The organism is Pseudoalteromonas distincta (assembly GCF_000814675.1).
Lineage (GTDB): Bacteria > Pseudomonadota > Gammaproteobacteria > Enterobacterales > Alteromonadaceae > Pseudoalteromonas > Pseudoalteromonas distincta.
The window spans coordinates 73,278-90,176 of the sequence record NZ_JWIG01000016.1; the positions used below are offsets into that span (position 1 = coordinate 73,278).

The 16,899-nt window shown below is 40.3% G+C and carries 15 protein-coding genes and 1 pseudogene; 15 read left to right on the forward strand and 1 reads right to left on the reverse strand.

Annotation, left to right across the window (positions count from 1 at the left end; translation table 11 throughout):
- Nucleotides 1-97: 97 nt before the first annotated feature.
- From QT16_RS10925 to QT16_RS10985, 13 genes and pseudogenes are all read left to right on the forward strand, one after another.
- Nucleotides 98-2,560 carry a S9 family peptidase gene (locus tag QT16_RS10925; protein WP_039488410.1) on the forward strand — a complete coding sequence of 821 codons (2,463 nt, stop codon included), beginning with the start codon at nucleotides 98-100 and terminating at the stop codon, nucleotides 2,558-2,560.
- Nucleotides 2,561-2,611: 51 nt separating this feature from the next.
- Nucleotides 2,612-2,836, forward strand: a pseudogene (locus tag QT16_RS10930) (alpha/beta hydrolase family protein); the annotation flags it as partial.
- 71 nt (nucleotides 2,837-2,907) lie between these two features.
- The gene (locus QT16_RS10935; protein WP_039488412.1) at nucleotides 2,908-3,525 is read left to right on the forward strand and encodes a LysE family translocator; all 618 of its coding nucleotides are present in this window, start codon (nucleotides 2,908-2,910) and stop codon (nucleotides 3,523-3,525) included.
- 305 nt (nucleotides 3,526-3,830) lie between these two features.
- Complete coding sequence (locus QT16_RS10940) at nucleotides 3,831-4,553, forward strand: hypothetical protein (RefSeq protein WP_002960140.1); 723 nt, start codon at nucleotides 3,831-3,833, stop codon at nucleotides 4,551-4,553.
- Nucleotides 4,553-5,455 carry an LPP20 family lipoprotein gene (locus QT16_RS10945; protein WP_039488413.1) on the forward strand — a complete coding sequence of 301 codons (903 nt, stop codon included), beginning with the start codon at nucleotides 4,553-4,555 and terminating at the stop codon, nucleotides 5,453-5,455. The genes QT16_RS10940 and QT16_RS10945 overlap by 1 nt, the downstream gene beginning before the upstream one ends.
- A gap of 8 nt (nucleotides 5,456-5,463) precedes the next feature.
- Nucleotides 5,464-6,594: a hypothetical protein gene (locus QT16_RS10950; RefSeq protein WP_033021129.1), complete on the forward strand. Its 1,131-nt coding sequence runs from the start codon at nucleotides 5,464-5,466 to the stop codon at nucleotides 6,592-6,594.
- The gene (locus QT16_RS10955; RefSeq protein ID WP_039488414.1) at nucleotides 6,591-7,958 is read left to right on the forward strand and encodes a hypothetical protein; all 1,368 of its coding nucleotides are present in this window, start codon (nucleotides 6,591-6,593) and stop codon (nucleotides 7,956-7,958) included. Before QT16_RS10950 ends, QT16_RS10955 begins: the two co-directional genes overlap by 4 nt.
- Nucleotides 7,959-7,967: 9 nt before the next feature.
- Nucleotides 7,968-9,263 carry a hypothetical protein gene (locus QT16_RS10960; protein WP_039488415.1) on the forward strand — a complete coding sequence of 432 codons (1,296 nt, stop codon included), beginning with the start codon at nucleotides 7,968-7,970 and terminating at the stop codon, nucleotides 9,261-9,263.
- Nucleotides 9,263-9,976 (forward strand): hypothetical protein, encoded by a 714-nt coding sequence (locus QT16_RS10965; protein ID WP_039488416.1) that lies wholly within the window; start codon nucleotides 9,263-9,265, stop codon nucleotides 9,974-9,976. The genes QT16_RS10960 and QT16_RS10965 overlap by 1 nt, the downstream gene beginning before the upstream one ends.
- Nucleotides 9,977-9,994: 18 nt before the next feature.
- Nucleotides 9,995-11,212: a murein transglycosylase domain-containing protein gene (locus QT16_RS10970; protein ID WP_002960150.1), complete on the forward strand. Its 1,218-nt coding sequence runs from the start codon at nucleotides 9,995-9,997 to the stop codon at nucleotides 11,210-11,212.
- Between the two features lies 1 nt (nucleotide 11,213).
- Entirely contained in the window at nucleotides 11,214-11,783 is a 570-nt protein-coding gene (locus QT16_RS10975; protein WP_002960153.1) for a hypothetical protein, read from the forward strand.
- Between the two features lie 77 nt (nucleotides 11,784-11,860).
- Complete coding sequence (locus QT16_RS10980; RefSeq protein WP_002960155.1) at nucleotides 11,861-12,109, forward strand: DUF4282 domain-containing protein; 249 nt, start codon at nucleotides 11,861-11,863, stop codon at nucleotides 12,107-12,109.
- 149 nt (nucleotides 12,110-12,258) lie between these two features.
- Nucleotides 12,259-12,750 (forward strand): DUF2798 domain-containing protein, encoded by a 492-nt coding sequence (locus QT16_RS10985; RefSeq protein ID WP_039488417.1) that lies wholly within the window; start codon nucleotides 12,259-12,261, stop codon nucleotides 12,748-12,750.
- 52 nt (nucleotides 12,751-12,802) lie between these two features.
- On the opposite strand, the gene uvrA is transcribed toward QT16_RS10985, so the two are convergent.
- Nucleotides 12,803-15,361, reverse strand: a complete 2,559-nt coding sequence (uvrA, locus tag QT16_RS10990; RefSeq protein ID WP_039488418.1) for an excinuclease ABC subunit UvrA — start codon at nucleotides 15,359-15,361, stop codon at nucleotides 12,803-12,805.
- Between the two features lie 256 nt (nucleotides 15,362-15,617).
- Here uvrA and QT16_RS10995 point away from each other — a divergent pair, with 256 nt between their 5' ends.
- Nucleotides 15,618-16,022 carry a hypothetical protein gene (locus tag QT16_RS10995; protein WP_039488419.1) on the forward strand — a complete coding sequence of 135 codons (405 nt, stop codon included), beginning with the start codon at nucleotides 15,618-15,620 and terminating at the stop codon, nucleotides 16,020-16,022.
- A 55-nt stretch (nucleotides 16,023-16,077) separates the two neighbouring features.
- Nucleotides 16,078-16,623, forward strand: a complete 546-nt coding sequence (locus QT16_RS11000; RefSeq protein WP_039488420.1) for a DUF7010 family protein — start codon at nucleotides 16,078-16,080, stop codon at nucleotides 16,621-16,623.
- Nucleotides 16,624-16,899 lie beyond the last annotated feature (276 nt).

Consider the following 16,899-nt stretch of genomic DNA (forward strand, 5'->3'; position numbering starts at 1 on the left):
CTTTTAGAGGTGTTTAACTTACCTTAATACTTTATGAACAAAGCAAAACGTGTTTATATACGTCTATAAGAGTAAAAAATAACAAAAGGATAAAAACATGAGCGCTTTTAGGCTGTTAGTTGCCTTTATTTGTTGTGCGGCATTGGTGCCAACAAGTTACGCCGAGCAGGGCTATCAAACCCCATCACCCGAACTTGCAGCATTGGTTGACGCTAAGTTAGCACCCACTAGTTACTTATCGAGCGATGGCCAGTGGCTAGCGCTTTTTGAACGCAAACGTGTAGTAACCCTTGATGAACTTGCAAAAGAAGAGCTTAAGCTTGCTGGTATTAAGCTAAACCCCGCTAATTTTTCGCGCTCTCGTGTGAGTGCCAAATTTAGTGCCGTGGAGCTAAAGCATGTTCAAAGCGGGTCGGTTATTAGCATTAACAACTTACCTAGTGGCATTATCCGCTCACCTAAATGGTCATCTAATAGTAAATATTTAGCCTTTGTTGTTGAGCAACCAACCCAAGCCAACTTATGGCTTTACAGCGTTGAAACCAAACAAGCAAAAGAGTTAACTAGTGCTGCGTTAAATTCGGTACTAACTGCATCGCCATATAAATGGCTGCCAGATAGCAGCGCCATTGTTGCAAATCTTGCCGTTAATTTTGGTAAACCAAGGCTTGAAAATAACAGCCAAAATGTAGTGCCTGTTATTCAACAAAGTACTGGCGAAAAAGCACCAGCACGTACTTACCAAAATTTATTAACCAGCCCGTTTGATGAATCACAATTTAAGTTTTACGGCCAAGGGCAATTGGCTTACATAACGCTTGATGGCAATACTCAAGCAATAGGTAGCCCTTCTTTATTTAAATCGTTTTCGGTATCACCTGATTCTACCAATATTTTAGTTGCCGGTATTAATGAGCCGTTTTCGTACCAAGTGCCTTACAGCCGCTTTGCAAGCACGTGGCAAATATGGGGCATGCGCGGCTATGCATTAGCAGAGCTGGCAAAACAGCCACTTGCCGATAATATTCCACAAGGCTACGACAGTGTACGCACTGGCCGCCGTGATTTTGAATGGCGAGCCGATCAAGGTGCTGAAGTTATTTGGGCCGAGGCGCAAGATGGCGGCGACATGAAAACCGACGTTGAGCATCATGATTATGTTTACAGCTTACGTGCACCATTTAAACGCGAGCCTAAATTATTTGCCAAAGTAGAGCGCCGTTATGCGGGAATGGAGTGGGGCAACGAAAACGTAGCCATGCTGACAGACTGGCGCTTTAGCGATCGCCAAGTACGTACTTACATAGTGCAACCACGAAATGCCGACAGAAACCGCGTGCTATTTTCAGAGCGTAGTTACAACGATGCGTATAAAGACCCAGGGAATGCAATTTACGAGCGCAACGATTTAGGCGCAAACGTAATTAAAATTGTAGGCGGGCGTTATATTTACCTGCGCGGTAATGGTGCTTCAGAGCAAGGTAATGTGCCGTTTTTAGATAGGTACGATGTTAAAACAAATAGCAGCAAGCGTTTATGGCAATCAGAAGCGCCATACTATGAGCGTGTTCGTGCACTACTTGATGACGAAGGTGAGCGCTTTATTACTATTCGCGAATCTAAAACTGAGCAACCTAACTTTTTTATACGTGATTTAGATAACGACACGTTAACGCAATTAACGACATTTGAGCACCCGTACCCTGCATTTAAAGGCGTAACTAAAGAGCAATTACGTTATAAACGCGACGACGGTGTTGAGCTTTCGGGCACGCTTTATTTACCACCAGGGTACGATAAAACACAAGGCCCGTTACCGGTACTTATGTGGGCTTACCCACTTGAATACAAAGATAAAGCCGTAGCATCGCAAGTTCGCGAATCGCCTTATGCGTTTACCTACATTGGTTATTGGGGCCCAATGCCTTACCTTGCTAAAGGGATTGCTGTGTTTGACGACCCTAAAATGCCAATAGTGGGTATTGATGGCAGCGAGCCAAACGATAACTTTAGAAAGCAGTTAGTATCAAGTGCGCAAGCAGCTGTTGATGTATTAGTTAAAAAAGGCATTGCCGATAAAAACAAAATTGCCATAGCAGGGCACTCGTATGGTGCATTTATGGTTGCTAACTTATTGGCGCATAGCGATTTATTTAAAACAGGTATTGCCCGCAGTGGTGCGTATAACCGCACATTAACGCCGTTTGGTTTTCAAGGAGAAGAGCGTGATTTTTGGCAAGCACAAAGTGTGTACGCTAATATGTCGCCGTTTTTTCACGCTGAAAAAATTAACGAGCCAATGCTAATGATCCACGGTCAAGAAGATCCTAATTCTGGCACTTTCCCAATGCAAAGTGAGCGCATGTACGCAGCGCTAAAAGGTTTAGGTAAAGATGCTCGCTTAGTAATGCTCCCTTATGAAGCACATGGTTACCGTGCGCGTAAAAGCTTATTACATGTATTGTGGGAACAAGAACAGTGGTTAGATAAGTATTTGCTAAATGATACAGCAGAGCCAGTAGAGGTAATTACTGAACCCGTGGTAAGTGCTGAGCAATAGATGCTTTTTACATATGCGGTGGGGTGCAAGAAGACCCACCCTCAATCTCACGGAACCTTCCCAATGCAAAGTGAGCGCATGTACGCAGCCCTAAAAGGTTTAGGTAAAGATGCTCGCTTAGTAATGCTCCCTTACGAAGCACATGGTTACCGTGCGCGTAAAAGCTTATTACATGTATTGTGGGAACAAGAGCAGTGGTTAGATAAGTATTTGCTAAATGATACAGCAGAGCCAGTAGAGGTTATTACTGAACCCGTGGTAAGTGCTGGGCAATAGTAATAAACATGAGTAAGCAACAGCGCGGCTACTTATAGCCGCGTTTTTGCTTTTAATATGAGAGTAAATTAATGATTGATGTAGCAGCACTTGCGGTTTTTATTCCTACGTTCTTTTTTGTGTCTATCACCCCAGGTATGTGTATGACCCTTGCCATGACACTCGGAATGAGCATTGGCGTGCGCCGCACATTATGGATGATGATAGGTGAGCTGTTAGGCGTAGCAACCGTTGCCATAGCTGCGGTATTAGGCGTTGCAAGCGTAATGTTAAATTACCCTGATGCGTTCGCTATTTTAAAGTGGGTAGGCGGTGCGTACCTAATTTATATTGGCGTTAACATGTGGCGAGCCAAAGGAAAAATGTCGGTCGATACCTCAAAACCAAGTGACGTAAGTAGGAAGTCGTTATTTACGCAAGGTTTTGTAACCGCAATAGCAAATCCTAAAGGGTGGGCGTTTATGATTTCATTACTGCCACCCTTTATAAGTGTTGAGCATGCTGTAGCCCCTCAGCTTTTAGTATTGCTTGGCGTTATAATGATCACCGAGTTTTTAAGTATGTTAGCTTACGCAACAGGCGGTAAAAGCTTACGTTTATTTTTAAGCCGTGGTGATAATATAAAATGGATGAACCGTATTGCTGGTAGCTTAATGGTTGCTGTAGGTGTGTGGTTAGCGTTGGACTAATTATTCAAAATTAACGATAAACGTGATTGAACAATATCTATACAGCTTGCAAGGGTTTTTTATATAAAACTAAATAAATAGAGCTATCACACAAAAATGAGACAAAAGTATTAACTTAAGCTGCACACCTTGTCGTGGTTACATTTGTTTATTTTTTTGTTGATAGTAATATAAATTTATTAATTTTCTGTGTTGCATTTTTTTACAAATTCGGTAATTCTATTCTCATATTCAAGGAAGAATGAATCAAGTCAACAGCTTAGCTTTGTGCTTTCTTGCCTTTTTAATGTATAGGGAATTACCTCATGAAAAAAGCTATTCTATCCGCACTTATTTTTGTACCTCTTTTTGCTGGTTGTGTTTCAACAACCGATACTAGTACTTCTGCTAATTTAGACCGCAATACTGCAGTTGCAGAGTTAACTACTCGAATGGATACACTCGGTTATTTTCACCCGGTGGCTGTACAGGTAGGTATTGACGAATTTTTAAATATGTCAGCTATTATCCTTGAGCGTCAACGAAAAGTTATGGGTGAATACCGCACTCAAACTGATAACTACCGTGATGTACAAGCCTTTTTATATGCCCATCAAAAGTCGACACCAGAGCAGCTTCAAGCTGCAATCGAAGAGTTTGACGCAGGAGCAAAGAATAAAGATGAAGAAATTGGTCATAAAATAGCAGCTTATAACTTAGCGAACGAAGGTATTTATCAGCAAAATGTTGAACTTGCGACTGATTTAACGGTAGAGATTGCTAAATCTGCTTATATTTTAAGCCAACACAGCACTGTCATAGCGAAAGTAACAGCTTTAAAAATGGGTGGAAATCTTGTCAGTTCATGGCTTTCAAGCGATGAAGAGAATGCTGAGCAAGAAGAAGATCCTAAAGATATAGGCACCGCTCTTATTAAAGCAAAAGATCAACTTGCGTTAGCGCTTGAAGCAAACGAAATTATAGAACTTGAGCAAGCAACAATTACTGCAATAAATGAGTTACAACTTGAGCAAGAAGCGAAAGGCTAATGAAAACAAGCATTTTTGCTTTTTTTATAGCATGTGCTTTTAGCTGCTCAGCTCAAAACTGGCCAGATTGGGTAACTCAACCGCAAAAAAGTGATGAATATATTACTGCGGTTGGGGTTGGTGAGAGTCGCTTAGCTGCAAAGCAAGCGGCTATAGCCGATATTACTACTCAACTAAGCGTTGATGTAAGTACGCAGCAATTACAAAAGCTCATAAAGCAGGACAACCAAGCAAGCAATTATTTTGAACAAGCAACAACCTTAACTAGTTTACCGTTTACATTAACTGGACTAGAGGAGCTAAATACGCTTGAGCAAAATAACTTATTTGCTTTAAAAATGGGAGTTAAAAAATCGACTTTAGTAAAAAACCTAAAATCTGATTTATTAAAACTTTCTCGTATCTCTGCGCCAAAAAATGACAACGAACAGCGTTTCATTTGGGCACTTAAAAATAGTGGAGGTCTTGATGTTGCGGCAAAAAAGCTAGCAGTATTAGAGCTCCTTTCTGGGCCTAAGCTATTAATTCAATCGACTTTAAATAATTTATTGAATGAGCAAGCAAAAGCATTAAATGCTGTTTCTTGTGATGTGATCGGTGCTAATAATATTAGCGAAATTAAATCAGCACTAAATAATGCACTCCCACATAGCGGCGATACACGTTTATGGATGCGTCCCCAAATACGTTGGCAGTACGCCAAATCTAATAATAATTATTCAGCCAAAGTTATTTTAACTCTAGCGCTTACGCGTAGTTCAAGTCCTTTCAAAGTATTACTACAACAGGATCTTTTTGCGCAAGAAAGTGCTACGACACAAGAAAATGCAAAACAAAAAGCGATTAACAATTTAGTACAACAACTTAAAGCGCCTGCTAGTCAGTGGCTGTTCGATATTTAGGAATGGTAATGAAATTAATAAAAAACTTAACTCTATCAGCATTTACACTCGCCTTATTAGCAGGGTGTAACTCTTCACCTAAACAAGGAAGTGCTACACAATCAGGGTTGGTTAGTAACAACGCCTCAAATACCGTAATAGCCAAAAGTGCTTATATATTTAATGACGCGGATATAGCTATGCCTGCATATTTTGACACCCAAGGTCTAGAGCGTTGCACGTTTGATGCAAATACAGAAACAGATAGTTGTCCGCTTAAAAAACCAATCGTACGCATGTACTTTGATTTAGCTGGTGTAAATGGCAGTGGTATTGGTGTTGATGCTATGCGCGAGTTTGACAACCAAAACTTATTGCTAATGCTCGAAAATCAATTTGCAGGAATTAATCGCTTCAGGATAGTAACGCGTGATGATGATGCTATTTCAAAGGAACAACAATTAATTTTACAACAACAAGGAGTGGTTGCCGCTGCCAAGCGTGCAGAAGTTAAAGCGTTAATCCCCGATTTTGTAGTAAAAATAGACTCACTCAGAACATTAAAAACCGAAGGTTCAATTACCGATTGGGCCGACTATACATTAGAGTTGACAACAGGCGTTATAAATCCGCAAACACGTGAAAAACTATCGCACCCTAATTTAGGCAAAATTCGTGTTAAATCTGAAGATGTACGTGATCGCTCGGAGTTAAAATTTACGACTGTAAGCGGGCGCTACGTCGCAGGTTTTCACTTTGATCAAAGTGCTCATGTAAATGCAGTACTCAGTGATATGGGATCGCGTGGTATTGATATCTTGCTTACCCGTATGTTGAGTGAAATGCCTGCCACAGCGCAAGTTTTAGGTATTAAAGGGAACAAAATTAGTTTAGATAGAGGTCAAAATGCAGGCGTACTTCCTAACGAAACAATGATAGTTTTTAGCTATGAAGCAGGATTTGTTGAACCGATTGGCGTTGCGAATGTTAACCCTTCGCGTAGTAGTGCAAATGGTGAAATTATTCGTTGGAAAGACTCCGATGCAGCAGATGATGTTAAAAACAAAGCTGAAAATGGTATTTATCGACCGTCAAATGGTACAAAAATATTTGCTGTATCGGTCGGTACTCCCGCTGACTTTTTGGAGAGCCGTACATGATCAAAAAGCTTGGTTTATTAGCATTATGTTCCTTGAGTGCGCAAGCTCAAGTGAATGTATTGTCTGATGGTACACTGCAAACACAGTCATGTGCATATGGACGAGGTAGCACGGCTATCTCGGGTGCAAAAGCCCAAGCTAGTGCTGAGCTTATAAGTTTTATTAAAGGTAATAAAAGCTTAACAACCCAGAGTGCACAGCAACATTTAGCAACCAGTTTAGATGATGATGCCGCCAGCTTATATGAGCAACAACGCACTATGATGATGGAAGGTTTGAGTGCTGGTGCCGTTCCTTTAAATTACTCAACGCCTACACTCAGTGGTAACGACACATGCATGACTGTAAGCCTTAACCCGCAAGAGTTAGGAGAGCCGCAAGAGCAAAGCTGGCAACAAACCACTCAAAATATTAGTGTGACAGTAATAGGCCAAGGCTGGAAAAAAGAAGGTAAAACAGCACTGACGATTGCAGAGCAAGATGCTTTGCAACGTGCTGTATCGCAAGTTGTAGGTGTGTGGCTTACTCAGCAGCATACGCAATCATCAAGTACAAGTATGAATATTGTTGACGGTAACGAATCAACAAACATGCAAGAGTTAATAGGGCAACAGCTTTCGAGTCATAGTGAAGGGCTTGTGAAAGAGTGGCAAACCCTGCAAACCAGAGAACTGCAAAATGGTGGTGTGGAAGTCACCGTTATGGCTGTTGTAGAAAAAGCACCACTTATTCAAAAAGCATCTAAATTACTAAGCATGATTGGTTCACCTAGAGTGCAAGTTATTGCGCCTGAACCATTAAAAACCGAACTAAAAGTTTGGTTAAACGAGCAAGGAATTGAAGTTGGTAACGCGGCTAGTTTAGTTATTTATGCTAAATCTGAAGTGATTAAGCGCGCTAACAACAGACAACTTTATTTAAGTGCTGACGTTAGAGATTTAGCTGGAAACATTTATGGTCAGTGGAAAAACGATCCTTCATTTATGTCGTTGCCTAATGCTCCTTACGTAGAAAAAGATTTAATGGCAGTACATTTGGCGAGCGAGTCACAATCAAAAGCGCTTCATAACACCCTTAATAATGCATTTACTCAAGTAGTTGCAAGAGGGGGCTTGGTTCGTGAAGTCATGTTGCCAAGCAATAAGCTAACGCAACCAGAAAAATTGCATGATGTGTTAAGTACGTTAGGTGGCGTAAGCGATATATCTATACATAAACAGCAAAAATATACCGTAGCAAGCCTGAGATTTAAAGGTAGCACCGGGGAGCTTGCTCATGCGCTTGATCAGGCGTTAATGACAATAACAGCAAAAAGCCTTTCAAAAATTACAGTCGAAGACGACTTTACACTCAGGTACAAATAAGGATAGATGATGAAATTAAAAATATTAACATTAGCAATGGTTTTAGCTATGCCTGCAATCGCAGAGGAAGAATTTAGCCTAACAGATATGATACCTGCTCGCCCAGGCGCGCAAGTAGTGGGTGCTGAACAAGCCCAAGTTTCTGGCGATGTAGTGGTTGCAAAAGATACAAGCGTTGCAGTTGCTGTTGCTCATCAGGCACTGATGGATGACAACGAAGACGGTATTAAAATGATTCAGGTTGGTAGTGGCACCGGTATTTTATCTATTGGTAGTGCCAGTTATAACACCTACGAAAATATGAATGCGACTTTGCTGTCTAAACGCGGTGCTTATAATCAAGCTTATTTAATTGCGAAAAAACAATTAATTGAAAATATGAAAGGTGTTGAACATCAATGTAGCAATGTAGTGTCTGCAAGAATGGATGTTATTGATACGGGCGTTGAAGGTACGGCAAACGAACAAACTAATATGATGGAGGCGTGTAAAGAGTCTGTATCGGGTTCGTTAGCGGGTTTTGTTACTTATGACGTGTACGACAATATTGGTGAGAAAGGTGTACGCGTAAGTTTAATATCGACTCCTAAAACACGTTCACAAATTAAAGGCAATCGTGGTGCCGTAGCGGTAACTACTGAACCGAATGTAATTTTCCAACAAGTAATCAGTGATGTTAAAAGTGGTGTTTTACCACCTGTTGGCGCCAAAGTACTTACTAACGCTGATACTGGCGAAGTTATCGTTTTAGGTTATGGCTCTGCAATTGCACGTCAAAATAGAAACAGCAATGTTGCTCGTAAGCTTAAAGGCGTTGCTAAATCGCAATCGCAAACACGTGCGCGTTCTGCGTTGCTTGCCACTATTCAAGGTGAAAAAGTGTATTGGCAAGGTAGCTTTAACGAAAAGCAAATGGAAGGTACCAAACAGTTTGAGTACGATGACCCATACTTAAATGATCCGCAACAAGTAGAAATTCTTGAAGAAGATCGCAGTACGTTTTTAAATCAATTAAAAACATCTGACGAGTATTCAACCGTTGCAAAAGGTAAATTACCACCTGGTGTAAGTGTTAAAAGTTTTGCAAGTGATGATGGATTTTGGCAGTACAGCGTAGCTGTTTATGCGCCAAGCTTAGAGGCAACGGCACGCAAAGCAGCTAAAGAGATGGAAGGTAATAATGGCCAAACTGTTAACGGTGTAAGTCACTACGGCCACAAAATAAAAGCACACGGTGGGTTAAACGAAAAAGCGGCTAACCCTCAAGGTGCATCAGGTAAAGTAGCGAGCGAAAAGGAACTTTAATGCTAGCACCTATTTTAGCGCTTTCGTTGGTGGCTTCGGCCACTTTCGACTCAGAGCAAACCATTGAACAACAAACTGCTTTTTTTAAAAGTCAGGCTAATGGTCAATACGCCCGAGTAATGGCGTTAAAATCGAGTGCAAAAAATGCGCTTGAGCAGGCATGTCGAAATGCATTGACCTTGCCTGAGCGTCGTATTATTAGAAATATTTTAGCTAAAAAGCTCAATATTACTTTGCCAGAGTCGGTAAGCTTTATTGACGCTGAAATTACGGACTATGAGCAAGAAAAACAGCAAGAATGGTTAACTTGTACTGGTGTTGTAATACCTGCTGCGCAAGATATTAACGAAGCTGGACTTGCCATTAGAGCGGCTTGGCAAGTTGGTAGCCAAAAAGATAAAGCAAACTTACGCGCTTTATTGCAAGTTGCATTGAATCACCCTACAACGATGTCTGATGCAGTAGCATTAGCAGCTGATCAATCGCCAGAGGAGCAACGTTTAAGCTATCTCGATAAATATTTAAAAGCGAGTGAGTTAAAACTCGATGAAGCGAGAGCCTCAGTTGCACAAACCTGGTTTGTTAATAAGCGCTATAAGCAAGTAATTTCGTTAACCCGGCGATGTGAAAGCATAGACTGTAAGCGTTTAAACTTAGCCGCTCAAACTGAGTTTGATAATCTATCTGCTGATGATTTAAGTAGTTATTTTTAATTTTATAGGGATATAAAAATGCACTCAAAAGTTAAAATATTACTAAAAATTAGCGCTTTAGCTTGTTTAACTATGAGCTTAAATAGCTTAGCTCAAACAAGTGAAGAAGCCGAATTTGAGGCTTTTTTAAAAAAGCGTCAAAGTGAGTTTAGTCAGTACGAACAACAGCAAAGGCAAGAATTTGAAGCGTTTGTAAGTGCTTGGCATAATGCGCAAAATGCATATTTAAAACAAGTAACCCAAAAGTGGCAAGATCCAAATCTGCCAAGCTCAACAGTGTGGGTTAAATACAGTGATGATCTAAATAAACGCACGAGTGTAAATTTCGAAAGTGGTGAAGTCGTTGTTGAGTTATTAAACAGCCAAAACGACGAGCAAGCAGTTGAATATGCAAAGCAGCAATTAAATGAGCTTTCACAAGTAACGGTTAATAAAACACTTTCAAATGATCCCGTTTATATTGCGGCAAATAACACAATAAACAGCAAAAACTTTACCTCAACGGGTAAGCCTTTAAATAAAAAAGTTGAGCAAAGTAAGTCACCAAAAACGACTCAAGCTAAAAAAATAGTCGAACAAACGGTGCTCTCTACAGAGATTGTAAAAGAGGTGCTCACTGCAAAGGCACCTGTAATAACTAAACAAAAAGACAGGGTAAAAATTAGCTATAAATTGCCCGATAATACACTTTCGAATCAAGCAAAACGTTATCTACCAGAAGTCCAACAGCAAGCCAAGCGTTATAACTTAGATCCCGCACTGTTATTGGCAATTATACATACCGAATCGAGTTTTAATCCGCTTGCACGCTCGCCAATTCCTGCTTTTGGTTTAATGCAAATAGTGCCTACTTCAGCGGGTAAAGATGTGAGCAATTTTTTGCAAGGTAAACCGCTATTACTTAGCCCTGAGTACTTATTTCAGGCTGATAATAACGTAGAGGCAGGCAGCACTTATGTGCATATTTTAAGTAATCGTTACTTTAAAAATGTACGTAATGTGCAATCAAGAATTTACATGAGTATTGCAGCTTATAATACTGGCCCAGGTAACGTAGCCAAAACGCTGAGTGGCTCTAAATCACTGAACCAAGCAAGTATTGCAGCTAATGCAATGTCAGCTGAGAAGGTTTACACCCTAATGGTTAACAATTTACCTGCGCAAGAAACCCGTAACTATTTACAAAAAGTGGTAAAACGCACCGCTTATTATCAAAAGCAATTGAAAGGAATTTAAAATGAAAAAGTTATTACCTCTAATAGCCGCTTTAGCATTAGGTGCGTGTTCAAGCACTGAAAAAACACAGTCTGAGCCGTTAGCAAAAAATGATTCAGTACCAAGTTGGGTGTTATTACCTGTGTCTGATAAAGGTTTAGCATCGTCGTCATGCGTACCTTGGTCAGGCAGTATGTCAACCGACAGAGCACAAGCAATTGCAGCTGCTCGCGCCGATTTATCTCAGCAAATACAGGTTAAAGCAAGCGTTATGGACAAGCTATACCAACGTAAAGCACAAAGTAATGATGAGCTAAACGTTGGTGGAACTTTTGAGCAAGTAAGTAAGCAAGTTGCACAGCAAAGCCTTGTGGGTGCTGTGCCACAAGAAGTTGCATTTGCTAAATTAGACGGGGTAAAGCAACTTTGTACATTCGTTGTAATGAGCAATACACAAGAAACATTTAATAACCTAGTAGCTCAATCTGGTAAGCGTCTAGATCCTAGTTCACGCGAAGCGCTTTACGAAGAGTTTAAAGCCCAAAAAGCGATGAAAGATCTTGAAAAAGAGCTAGATAGTTTAAATAAATAATAAAAAATTCTATATTACTAGTTTAGTTTCTAACTCAGCTAAACTAGTATTCTTAAACGGAATTATAAAGGACTAAAATGAAAGATATATTCTTTTTTGATTCAATGTTAACCCCAAAAATAATTACATTCGTTTACTGGTTAATTTTAATAGGTACTTTGATCTCAGGTGTAACAACAATGTTTGCTAAGTATGGTGGTGGTTTCATTAGTGGTTTGGCCATAATTGTTGGTGGGGCAATTGGTGCGCGCATCTGGTGTGAGCTATTAATTGTATTATTTAAAATTCATGAGAATCTTCAAAAAATAGCTAATAAATCAGAATAAATTTAAATACTCATAAAGTAGTGGTTGCATCGAGTGCTACCACTACTTTTAATCTTAAGCGGTCCAACCAACTTAAAGTAGTTGATATTATCAATTAATTTGCTATAGTTGATTTTATCATCTATTTAACGCTTGAGGCATGCCCAAAAATGAGTACACCCGTATCAGCAAATCCAGTAATGGTTGAGCCTAAAAAAACACCTGTAATTTATAAAATACTGGTTATGGTTAGTATTATTACCTTAATTGGCGGTACTCTAACTGGCATTATGACTTATGTGAATGTGGGTGTTACAGAGCATTTTTATGTAGATTGGTTTACCTCATTTATAAGTGCAGTATTGGTTATGGCGCCTGTTGGTTTTGTAATGATGACCTTAATGCATAAGCTAGTTGCCCAGTTATTACCTAATAGCAGTGAGCTAAAACGTAATTTATTGATTAGTGTTTTTATGGCGCTGATCATGGAGTCGGTGATGGCGTTTGTTACCGCTACTAATAATATTGGCTATGCAGATATGCGTGTATTTGTAACTGGATGGGCTGAAGGATTATTAGCCGCATTACCAATAGGTTTAACTATAATGCTGATAATGTCGGTTACGGTAAAACCTAAAATAGAACGCTTTTTAAAAAGCTAATAACAAAAAAGAGCCATTGGCTCTTTTTTGTTATTTAGTGTTTACCTGCTCTTTAAATTGCGCCATTCAAAAAAGGTGCTGTTCGGCTTATTTTAGATTGAGCTACCTCTGTAGGTTTACCTTGGGCTACAATTAAGCCGCCTTCTTCACCAGCACCGGGTCCTACATCAATTACCCAGTCACTATTGCGAGCTACTTGCATATCGTGTTCAACCATAATGACGGTATTGCCAGCATCAACTAATTTATTTAACTGCGACATTAACATTGATACATCGGATGGATGCAGGCCTGTCGTTGGCTCATCAAGAATATAAAGTGTGTTACCGCGCTGCGCACGTTGCAGCTCGGTTGCTAATTTAATACGCTGCGCTTCACCGCCCGAAAGCTCAGTGGCAGGTTGCCCTAAACGCAAATACCCAAGACCTACTTGCATAAGTGCATCGAGTGCTCGCAGTATTGCAGGTTCATTTTCAAAAAAGGTATGCGCCGATTCAACCGTTAAATTGAGGATATCGCTTATGTTTTTATCACGATATGTAACCTCAAGTGTTTGCTCGTTATAACGTTTGCCATGACATACTTGGCAAGGTGAATAAACGCTAGGTAAAAACAGTAGCTCTATACTCACAAAGCCAACGCCTTCACAGTTTTTACAGCGACCTTTTGCAACATTAAACGAAAAGCGACCGGCATCGTAACGGCGCTCTTTTGCTTTTTGTGTAGAAGCAAATAGTTTACGCACATGATCAAATAAGCCTGTGTAGGTAGCTAAGTTTGAACGAGGGGTACGGCCAATCGCTTTTTGATTTACGGTAATTAGGCGGCTTATATTATTTATACCTTCAATGATTTTTCCGCTGGTGTGTGTTTGCAGCTCTTGTTCGAGTAAGTCGGCTTCGCCGGTTGGCGCTTCCGTTATTATTTTTTGCCCAAGTGCTTCGTAAACAAGTTCTACTAACGCTTGGCTTACTAGGCTTGATTTACCCGAGCCCGAAACACCAGTAACGGTTGTCATAACACCCAGTGGAAATTCTGCATTGAGTTTTTTAAGGTTGTTACGCTCAATATTAGCCAATTTTAACCACGCACTAGGCTGCCTTAGCTCCTTTTTTTGCGCGCTGTTTTGAGTAGACTCTTGACTGGCGTTTTTAGCAAAAAGGTGACGTCCGGTGTGCGAATTTTTTATTTTTCTTAACCCTTCAACAGGGCCGCTGTAAATAATGTTGCCACCATGCACACCGGCATCAGGGCCTACATCAACAATCCAATCGGCATGTTTAACAACGCTAACATCGTGTTCAACAACAAATACAGAATTGCCAGCCGCTATTAGCTCATCAAGCGCTTTTAAAAGTGCTTGTGTGTCTGCAGGGTGTAAACCCGCTGATGGTTCATCTAACACGTAAACTACCCCAAATAATTTAGAGCGAATTTGTGTAGCAAGTCGCAATCGTTGTAGCTCTCCGGGTGAGAGCGTTGGCGTTGTACGCTCAAGCGACAAGTACCCTAAACCAAGCATGGTTAGTGTCTCAATACGAGTGAGAATATCGCTAGCAATGCGCTGCGTAACAATGGCTTGCTCTGGATTTTTTGTATTTTTATTTACTTTGGTGTTGGCGGCATTACTTAATTTTTTAGCAAGTTCGTTTAATGTAAGTTGAGATAGCTCGCCAATATCGAGCCCTGCAAATTTAACACTTAGCGACGCTTGTTTTAATTTTTTACCTTGGCAGGTAGGGCACTGCGATATTTGCATAAACTGCGATACGCGCTTTTTTGTACGCGGGCTTTGCGTGGTAGCAAAAGACTGTAAAACAAAGCGTTTAGCGCTTGAAAAAGTCCCCATGTAGCTTGGATCTTCGTTATTTTTTATCGCATTTTGTGTTTGCTCATAGGTGTAATCTGGGTATACCGGCACAGTAGGAGTTTCGTCGGTAAATAAAATCCAATCCCGTGCTTTTTTAGAAAGTTTGTTCCAAGGCGTATCTATGTCATAACCAAGGGAAGTAAGAATACGGCTTAGGTTTTTACCTTGCCATGCTGGTGGCCACGCTTCAATGGCGCGCTGGCGAATAGTTTTTGTATCGTCTGGCACAAGTAGCTTTTCGGTTACTTCAAATACTCGGCCTATCCCTGAGCATTCTGGGCACGCACCTTGTGGCGTATTCGGCGAAAACGCATCGGCGTAAAGTATGCCTTGCCCTTTGGGGTATTCGCCTGCGCGTGAGTAAAGCATACGTAGCGCGTTAGAAATAGTTGTTATGCTGCCAACGGATGAACGAACCGAGGGGGCGCCGCGTTGCTGCTGCAAAGCAACGGCAGGCGGTAGCCCTTCAATAGAATCAACATCGGGTTCATCAACTTGATCTATTAACCTGCGGGCGTAAGGCGATACTGAATCTAGATAACGGTGCTGCGACTCAGCAAACAGCGTTCCAAACGCAAGCGACGATTTTCCAGAGCCCGATATTCCTGTAAAAACAACCAATGCGTTACGAGGTAAATCAACGTCTACATTTTTTAAGTTATGAACGCGCGCCCCTCTTACTTGAATGCTGTTACTGGGGTTTGATAAATCCATTGTTGAGTTTTTATGTGTGCTTGCCATACGTTTATACTCCTGTTTAATCGCGCTTTTTACTTTAAGTTAGCTTTGAATTATTTACTCTTATCACTCGTTATTACCTCAAAGTAGCGCAAGCACACTGAATGAGCGCTTAGTCTGTAGTGGCGCAGCCAAAGCGCTGGATAAAATTACGATGATTGTTTGTTTACATAATAGGTATGGAATGCGAATATAATTTAAACAGTTATTGTTATGTAATTTACTAGGTATGTTACTTGGTAATAAAAAGGAACTAACAGTGAATAAAGCCTTAGTGATCATTTTATTGGTGCTTTCGTGGGCAACCCAAGCCGACTCTATTAACGCGCTAAATGTCGACCGTGCAGTACCAAATAGCATGCACTTATCGTTTGCAAACGATAGCAACATAACCCCTAAAAAAGGGGATTTTAAAATCGTTAATTATGTATTAATGAGTAATGAAGAGGGCGAACGCTGGGCTGTTATAACGCTAACTAACTTATCGTCGGGCAATCGCGAATTAGGCGAGGAGCACTTACTTGCGCTTTTTGCTGATGGCAGCCGATTCATGCCAATGGAATTTAAACTCGGTTTTAAAGGCAACGAAACACAATCGGTTACTGTATCGTTTGCCGATTATAAGTTCCCTATTTTAAGTGTGTATTCGAGTAACGATTTGTAATTAATAACGATGCGATAATATTAAATTAGGGATATTTCTAAAATTAAGGATTTTTATGAAGTTTGAAGATGCGCAACAAAATATGAACCTCGCATACTTCGGTGGTGGAACCGGTGTATTAGTGTCTGGCTTGGTTTGGTGTATAGCTGGCTTTGTCGCATTACTGCATTCAAATCAATCGAGTATGCTTACTTTGTTTTTTGGTGGTATGTTTATACATCCTTTAGCCATGCTACTTTCAAAAGCTCTTAAACGCTCTGGCAATCATGACCCTAAAAACCCATTAGGTAAATTGGCCTTAGAAAGCACTATTATTTTATTTGTTGGTTTGTTTTTAGCGTTTTATGTAGCAAAACTTCAAGCTGAATGGTTTTATTCAATAATGCTGATGATAATTGGTGTTCGCTATTTAGTTTTCAACACTTTATATGGCATGAAAGTGTACTGGATTTTAGGTGTTTCGCTTATGTTTTCTGGCATGTTGTGTATTGTATTAAATGCTAATTTTGTAATCGGCGCCTTTATTGGCGGGATAACCGAAATAGTATTTGCGCTAGTAATATTTGCCCAATCGAAAGGTATGGTTTTAAAAACAGAATAACAAGCTCTTATAATCGCAAAATAGTATGCTGCTGGAGTTACCCTTCAGCTTGGTATATAGCAAAGGCTTTTTAAAGTATTGAGTATCTGCAAATTGCATGTATCCACTAGTCAGCTTAGAGCGAGAAGCAGTCAGTCACTAGCTATGGATTAAGCTCAAGTTTATCTTAAAATTTTGCAAATTTAAGAGCACAATACTGATGGTCAAGTCACATCAGTGGAGAGCCTGATACAAAATTAAGCTTTATTAAAGAGGATTTTATTGTTTGATTAATAA

What these genes read in the sequence shown, in the direction of transcription:
- QT16_RS10980 (WP_002960155.1), top strand. Translation starts at nt 11,861, where the DNA reads ATGAAAGATATATTCTTTTTTGATTCAATGTTAACCCCAAAAATAATT.
- QT16_RS10925 (WP_039488410.1), top strand. Translation starts at nt 98, where the DNA reads ATGAGCGCTTTTAGGCTGTTAGTTGCCTTTATTTGTTGTGCGGCATTG.
- QT16_RS10940 (WP_002960140.1), top strand. Translation starts at nt 3,831, where the DNA reads ATGAAAAAAGCTATTCTATCCGCACTTATTTTTGTACCTCTTTTTGCT.
- QT16_RS10945 (WP_039488413.1), top strand. Translation starts at nt 4,553, where the DNA reads ATGAAAACAAGCATTTTTGCTTTTTTTATAGCATGTGCTTTTAGCTGC.
- QT16_RS10985 (WP_039488417.1), top strand. Translation starts at nt 12,259, where the DNA reads ATGAGTACACCCGTATCAGCAAATCCAGTAATGGTTGAGCCTAAAAAA.
- QT16_RS10965 (WP_039488416.1), top strand. Translation starts at nt 9,263, where the DNA reads ATGCTAGCACCTATTTTAGCGCTTTCGTTGGTGGCTTCGGCCACTTTC.
- QT16_RS10960 (WP_039488415.1), top strand. Translation starts at nt 7,968, where the DNA reads ATGAAATTAAAAATATTAACATTAGCAATGGTTTTAGCTATGCCTGCA.
- QT16_RS10950 (WP_033021129.1), top strand. Translation starts at nt 5,464, where the DNA reads ATGAAATTAATAAAAAACTTAACTCTATCAGCATTTACACTCGCCTTA.
- uvrA (WP_039488418.1), bottom strand. Translation starts at nt 15,361, where the DNA reads ATGGCAAGCACACATAAAAACTCAACAATGGATTTATCAAACCCCAGT.
- QT16_RS11000 (WP_039488420.1), top strand. Translation starts at nt 16,078, where the DNA reads ATGAAGTTTGAAGATGCGCAACAAAATATGAACCTCGCATACTTCGGT.
- QT16_RS10935 (WP_039488412.1), top strand. Translation starts at nt 2,908, where the DNA reads ATGATTGATGTAGCAGCACTTGCGGTTTTTATTCCTACGTTCTTTTTT.
- QT16_RS10970 (WP_002960150.1), top strand. Translation starts at nt 9,995, where the DNA reads ATGCACTCAAAAGTTAAAATATTACTAAAAATTAGCGCTTTAGCTTGT.
- QT16_RS10955 (WP_039488414.1), top strand. Translation starts at nt 6,591, where the DNA reads ATGATCAAAAAGCTTGGTTTATTAGCATTATGTTCCTTGAGTGCGCAA.
- QT16_RS10975 (WP_002960153.1), top strand. Translation starts at nt 11,214, where the DNA reads ATGAAAAAGTTATTACCTCTAATAGCCGCTTTAGCATTAGGTGCGTGT.